This window comes from Centipeda artemidis DSM 19719, assembly GCF_000426665.1.
GTDB classification, from domain to species: domain Bacteria; phylum Bacillota; class Negativicutes; order Selenomonadales; family Selenomonadaceae; genus Centipeda; species Centipeda artemidis.
Genome location: NZ_AUFU01000028.1, coordinates 1 through 6,300 on the forward strand (window position 1 = coordinate 1; position 6,300 = coordinate 6,300).

Genomic DNA, 6,300 nt, shown 5'->3' on the forward strand with positions numbered 1-6,300 from the left:
CTACGTGTTACTCACCCGTTTGCCACTAAGCTCATAAAAGCAAGCTTTCATTCGCTCCGTTCGACTTGCATGTGTTAAGCACGCCGCCAGCGTTCGTCCTGAGCCAGGATCAAACTCTCCGTAAAAGAAGAGCCTCTCTAGACTCATTAATGTCATTCTGTAAAAGAATTGTTTTCGTTGACCAAATTATCAACGATGTTGCATCTGGCTTCGGTTAGATATTACTCTAACCTCTCTGCATTGTGTAGTTTTCAGGGTACATCTCGTGCGCCTCGAGAGCCTCTAGCCTTCATCAGCGCGACTGTCATAATATAACACAACGGCTTTTCTTCGTCAAGCCCCTTTTTCTTGATTTTGTCAAAAAAGCTGAAAAAATCTAAGCTAAAATGAGTGAATATCTTACATCTTAATAAACGAAGTTCAGTTCTGTCCGCTCCGCAAGACTCGGCGCAATGGCATCCTTCTCCGAAAGGACGACAGGGGTGAACGGCCACGCGACACCGATGGCAGGGTCATCCCAGCGGATATTACCGTCACAATCCGGCGCATAGAGATTATCCGCCTTATACTGCACCTCAACATTATCGGTGAGCGTAATAAACCCATGGGCAAAGCCGCGCGGAATGAAGAGTTGACGATAATTCTCTGCTGAAAGCTCGATTCCGATCCACTGTGCATAGGTCGGCGAGCCGCGGCGAATGTCGACCGCAACGTCAAAGACGGCGCCGCGTGATACGCGCAGCAGCTTTGCCTGTGCCATGGGATTCAGCTGATAATGCAGTCCGCGCAGCGTTCCCTTCTGTACCGAAAAAGAGTGATTGTCCTGCACAAAGTCGACGTGAATGCCCGCATCCTCCATTTTCTTCTGCGACCAGCTCTCCATAAACCAGCCCCGCGCATCCCCGAATACCTGCGGCTCCAGGATGCGCACGCCGGGCAGTTTCGTCTCAATAACCTTCATAAAGTTCCTTCTATCTATCGTTAATCACGCGTTTCAAATAGTCGCCGTATTCGTTCTTCGCGAGCGGTTCCGCAAGCCGCATCACCTGCTCGGCATCGATGTAGCCCATGCGATACGCGATCTCCTCGATACAGGAAATCTTGAGTCCCTGCCGCGCCTGTATCGTCTGGACGAATGTTGCCGCCGAGAGGAGGGATTCGTGCGTCCCCGTATCGAGCCACGCGTAGCCGCGCCGCAGACGCTCAACGTAAAGCTTCCCGGCCGTCAGATACGCAATGTTGACATCCGTAATCTCCAGTTCCCCGCGTGCCGAGGGGCGAATCGTCCGCGCGACGTCCACAATGTCTGCATCGTAGAAGTAAAGTCCCGTCACCGCATAGTTGGACTGCGGATGCTTCGGCTTTTCCTCCAAAGAGGTTGCATTCCCCACCTCATCAAAGGAAACGACGCCGTACCGTTCCGGATCAGAGACGTAGTAGGCAAAGACCGTTGCGCCTGTATCGCGCTGCACAGCATTTTGCAGTACCTGCGCAAAATCCGATCCATAGAAGATGTTATCTCCAAGGACAAGTGCGCATCCCTCGCCCGCGATGAAGTTCTCTCCGATGAGGAACGCCTGCGCGAGTCCGTCCGGATGCGGCTGTACGGCATAGGAAATCGAAAGACCATACCGGCTGCCGTCGCCAAGGAGCGATTGATAGAGTTCGCTGTCGGCCGGCGTCGTGATGATGAGAATGTCACGAATCCCTGCGAGCATCAGCGTGCTGAGCGGATAGTAAATCATCGGCTTGTCGTAGATCGGCATGAGCTGCTTTGATACGACCTTCGTCAGCGGATAGAGCCGCGTTCCCGAGCCCCCTGCGAGGATGATGCCCTTTCTTATCATACGTCACCTCTCCATTTTGATGCTTATAGAATTTCGACAAGAATGGCGACTTTTCCTTGTCTATGTTATGATATAGGAAAATAAAGGAGGACTTTTATGAGCGAATCAGTTAATTTTGCTGTCGGCGAACCGTTCCCCCTGCCCATTCTCGCGCAGGCGGACGGCGGGATGTTCCAAGTCGATAAAAACGGGATAATGTTCCTGCTCCAGCTATCACGGGCGGACGTCGTGGCCGTCGAAGCATTCCGCACAGGCGAAATCGAAATCGCGGTCACGGAGGTAGGCGGCATTCTGTTCTTCCTCTACCGTATCGACGGCATCTTCAAAGACGGATGGGGTGACGCACCGCTCTCCCTCTCCCTCGTCAAGGACGAACTGCTGCCGAGCGAGAGAGACCTGCGCGATCCGACCATCCATCTCTACCTCGTCGATACAAATCTGAAAATCTTGCTCGCACAGCGCACGGCAAGGATCCCCGAGGAGTTTGCGGAGATCATCCGAAAAAATGTCTGCACACAGCTCGCTCAGCCACGCTCCGCCCTTGCCTTCCAAAAGAATGTCTCCGAAATCTGGGCAAAATACAGCGCCGCAAAGCTCCGCGCCATGGCAGACGCCGCACACACGCTGCCACTCTCCATCGGCAACACCCCGCTGCACTAAAAACCGCCTCATCCGACCATACCGATTGGATGAGACTGTTGCTATCTCTCTTATTTTTCTCGCCGAATAATATAACGCTCATCAATTTCGTTTAGAAAGCGCGAGCAAAAATATCGTTGCGAATCGCCGACGGATTTCGTTATGGATTTAAGATATATCAGCCCCAAATATTCCTTTGCACGAGTCATAGCCACATAAAAGATGCGGCGCTCCTCCTCGATGTTACCGCTCTGTATCGCCTTATTGGTTGGGAAAAGACCCTCACTGCATCCGGCGACAATAACAATCCGAAATTCCAAGCCTTTGGAAGCATGTATGGTCATTAAATTCACGCCGTCGAATCTTTCGTCATCCCCCGCATCCTCCGCCGCCATAACGGAAACAATAAACTCATCCAACGAATCATATTCTTTTGCCACCGAGAGCATCGTATTAATATTTTCAAAATGCGGAACGATACTCTCGCCTTTTCTCAAGCTGCGCTCAATGATTGCATGATAATCAAGTATATCAATGATCCTCTGAATCATGGATTGAACCGAAATGTGCGCATCTCGCAATTCCGCTAATTGCAATAAGAACCGATATACGGCTCCGATATACATACGCCCTCTAGTCTGCTCGCGTTCATATCGTCGCAGCGTGACGACGATCTTCTCAAGGGTAAGCGCAGGATCGCTCCAAATATCAATTACCGCAACATCCGGTATGTCTTTCGCACGAAAACCTCCGCCGAGAAGTTTTAGAACCCTCTCAAGCGCTGCAAAATCCCCCGAAGAATGAATCAATCGCAGACACGCAAGGATATCCTTCACTTCTTTTCTTGCACAAAACGGTGTATTCGAATGGATACGATACGGAATCTTCTCCTTGAGCAAGCCGTATTCGATGGATTCCGCAAGGAATCCGGAGCGATACAGCACGGCTATATCCCGTAACGCGATGCCTTTCTCCCCAAAAGAACGAACCATATTGGCAATCTGATTCGCTTGTTCATATTCGTCCGATGCACCAAGAGAAAGAATCTTTGTTCCGGCAGTATTTTCCGTAAACATATTTTTCTCCAGCGAGTGCTCGTTATTTCGTATCACACAATTTGCCCCCTCAACGATATTCCTTGTTGAGCGGTAGTTCTGTTCCAGATAAAATTTTTTGAGGCGCGCCTTTTGAATAAAATGAAAGAATTTCTTCAAATCCGCCCCGCGAAACGAATACATACTCTGACTATCATCCCCCACCATGCACATCCCCCGCATACCGGGACATAACAATTCTATTAAGCGCAGATCCGAAGAGGACGAATCCTGACATTCATCAGCGGTCACATAGCGAAATCTGCGGTTGACAGCTTCACGAACATCATCGTATTCCTCCATGGCTTTGATCGCGAAATTGATAAGATCTCCAAAATCAAGTGCATTCACCTCTTTGAGCATCCGCTGATAGATTTCATAATACGAAGCGATACACCGCCTTAATTCCTCTTTTTCTTGAGCTATTGCCATTTCTGGTGTGACACGTTTTTCTTTCCATCGGCCGATAATCGTCATGACCATTTTAGCCGGAATACCCCGGCGCTCTTGCCCGATGCTGCGCATCGCCTTTTTTAGGAGATTCATCGCATCTTTTTCATCATAAATGGAAAATTGATTTGTATACCCCGAAAAGCGATTTTGAAAATACCTGAGAAGTTTTGCACAAAATGAATGATAAGTCCCGACAAAAATTCCTCTCGCCTCATCGCCAAGCGCTTGAATAACTCTCGTTCGCATCTCATCCGCAGCCTTCTGCGTAAAAGTGAACAACAGTATATTAGCGGGTGACACGCCGTCCTCAATCATATAGGCAGTGCGAGAGACAATCGTCTTCGTCTTGCCCGCCCCTGCCCCCGCGATAATGAGCGACGGTGTTTTATACTCCTGCACCGGAAGACGCTGCTGCTCGTTGAGCTCTGCCAGTATCGCCTTTTGCTTCTCATTCATCCCTGGGAGCACGCCCTTTCTCGCTCACACATCACGAATTTCCTAATATCTATGCGCAAATCCCTGTAGTTAAAATAGCTCTCAAATCATCATAGTGATTATACGCTAAATCTCATACTTTTGGAATCATTAACAAAGCGTTTTGAGAAGGTTTTCCCTGTAAGGATGTTCGCATTGCATCTCCACGCAAAAATACCACTCGATTTTTCGAGTGGTATTTTTTGTATGAAATATGTAAGCTGTGCAACCGAGATTGACCTCTGTGAGAGCCAATTCATGGAGTTTCAATACCGCAAGCGGTATTCGCCTGTGCAACACCTTATTACCTGCTTTTTAACTTCCTCATTAAAGTTTCAATACCGCAAGCGGTATTCGCCTGTGCAACAAAACGGCGGGAAGTTGAAAAACATAGTGCTTCTGTTTCAATACCGCAAGCGGTATTCGCCTGTGCAACACCTTATTACCTGCTTTTTAACTTCCTCATTAAAGTTTCAATACCGCAAGCGGTATTCGCCTGTGCAACCTAGAGGTATCTTCGGGGACATGACTCCAATAGAGTTTCAATACCGCAAGCGGTATTCGCCTGTGCAACCCGTACGTCGCGCTTCAATGGCCGCGAGCGTTCTGTTTCAATACCGCAAGCGGTATTCGCCTGTGCAACATAAACGAGTCGTAACTCCTGGCGCCCAATGGGAAGTTTCAATACCGCAAGCGGTATTCGCCTGTGCAACAAAGTAGTCACGTACAGCAAATCACCTTAATTTAGTTTCAATACCGCAAGCGGTATTCGCCTGTGCAACCGGTGAAACTGATAGTTCAAGGTTATTACGGCTTGTTTCAATACCGCAAGCGGTATTCGCCTGTGCAACAACGAGACCAAGATGGCAATCACCCGTACGTCTATGTTTCAATACCGCAAGCGGTATTCGCCTGTGCAACCGTACGCGGCGAACGTCATTAACGGCTACGTCAAGTTTCAATACCGCAAGCGGTATTCGCCTGTGCAACAGCATACCCGCTGAAGCCGCGCGGGTGCTAGCGTAAATCGGTACATTTCGAAAACCTCGACGGTGGAATGCGGCTCTCCGGTCTCGGCGGAGGTTTTCATCCGATGTGTGTACTTTATCACTTTTTTCCCTTTTTCGCAAGGTTTTCTTCCTTTTGGAGAGGGTATATTGGAAAAATATGCTAATATGTCCGCTCTTTTCCCATATTTTTGTGAGGTGATCGAAAACCTCGACGGTAGAATGCGGATCTCAGGGTTCGCCTGAGGTTTTCTATATGTGTGCCGATTTTGACAAGTATAATTGTTTTCTTTTTATTATACTATATTCCATCTTTTTGCTTTCGTTTGTTCTATGATAAAAGATGATATACCTTCTCTTTCCTTTTTCAAATTTTTTAACGGTTTCTTTGCTCTATTTGCAGGAGGCGCGACGTTTTCCCTCGAATCAATAATTTAGGAAACACTGATAAATTCTTATGTTGCGCAACTCTGCCTTGAAAGATTACAATAGAGAAAAACAATAAACGATGAGGGAGAGACAAAAATGGTGCAGCAAACATTTACAGACATGGAATACGCAAACCGTAATAGAACAACAAAGCGTGAAGCCTTCCTGGATGCCATGGAATCCATCATCCCTTGGAAAGAATGGATGGAACTCATTGCGCCGTTCTACGTCCAGAAAGAGCGTGGCAGGAAGTTAATCCCGCTCGAAACGATGCTGCGCATGTATCTCATGCAGAACTGGTTCGGTCTCTCGGACGAGGGAATCGAGGATGCAATCTATGACAGCTATGCCATGAAG

5 protein-coding genes, 1 rRNA gene and 1 CRISPR repeat array are annotated in these 6,300 nt (G+C 48.3%); of the genes, 2 read left to right on the forward strand and 4 right to left on the reverse strand.

Translation table 11 applies throughout. The annotated features are described in order from the left end of the window. From K341_RS0110530 to rfbA, 3 genes are all read right to left on the reverse strand, one after another. A 16S ribosomal RNA gene (locus K341_RS0110530) occupies positions 1-125 on the reverse strand; the annotation flags it as partial. A 281-nt stretch (positions 126-406) separates the two neighbouring features. After that, positions 407-961 (reverse strand): dTDP-4-dehydrorhamnose 3,5-epimerase, encoded by a 555-nt coding sequence (rfbC, locus tag K341_RS0110535; RefSeq protein WP_026762772.1) that lies wholly within the window; start codon positions 959-961, stop codon positions 407-409. 10 nt (positions 962-971) lie between these two features. Beyond that, the gene (rfbA, locus tag K341_RS0110540) at positions 972-1,847 is read right to left on the reverse strand and encodes a glucose-1-phosphate thymidylyltransferase RfbA (RefSeq protein WP_009438005.1); all 876 of its coding nucleotides are present in this window, start codon (positions 1,845-1,847) and stop codon (positions 972-974) included. Positions 1,848-1,943: 96 nt separating this feature from the next. Here rfbA and K341_RS0110545 point away from each other — a divergent pair, with 96 nt between their 5' ends. Continuing rightward, positions 1,944-2,507 carry a hypothetical protein gene (locus K341_RS0110545; protein WP_026762773.1) on the forward strand — a complete coding sequence of 188 codons (564 nt, stop codon included), beginning with the start codon at positions 1,944-1,946 and terminating at the stop codon, positions 2,505-2,507. A gap of 50 nt (positions 2,508-2,557) precedes the next feature. Here the strand turns inward: K341_RS0110545 and K341_RS0110550 are convergent, their stop codons facing one another. Beyond that, positions 2,558-4,489 carry an ATP-dependent helicase gene (locus K341_RS0110550; RefSeq protein WP_026762774.1) on the reverse strand — a complete coding sequence of 644 codons (1,932 nt, stop codon included), beginning with the start codon at positions 4,487-4,489 and terminating at the stop codon, positions 2,558-2,560. A 281-nt stretch (positions 4,490-4,770) separates the two neighbouring features. After that, positions 4,771-5,497: a CRISPR direct-repeat array (repeat unit 35 nt; unit sequence GTTTCAATACCGCAAGCGGTATTCGCCTGTGCAAC). 542 nt (positions 5,498-6,039) lie between these two features. Here K341_RS0110550 and K341_RS11975 point away from each other — a divergent pair. After that, positions 6,040-6,300: IS5/IS1182 family transposase (locus K341_RS11975; RefSeq protein WP_037349187.1), on the forward strand; the 261-nt coding region annotated here is incomplete at its 3' end.

Bases quoted from the DNA above. Each gene is read 5' to 3' on its own strand.
- rfbC (WP_026762772.1), bottom strand. From the start codon at position 961: ATGAAGGTTATTGAGACGAAACTGCCCGGCGTGCGCATCCTGGAGCCG.
- rfbA (WP_009438005.1), bottom strand. From the start codon at position 1,847: ATGATAAGAAAGGGCATCATCCTCGCAGGGGGCTCGGGAACGCGGCTC.
- K341_RS0110545 (WP_026762773.1), top strand. From the start codon at position 1,944: ATGAGCGAATCAGTTAATTTTGCTGTCGGCGAACCGTTCCCCCTGCCC.
- K341_RS0110550 (WP_026762774.1), bottom strand. From the start codon at position 4,489: ATGAATGAGAAGCAAAAGGCGATACTGGCAGAGCTCAACGAGCAGCAG.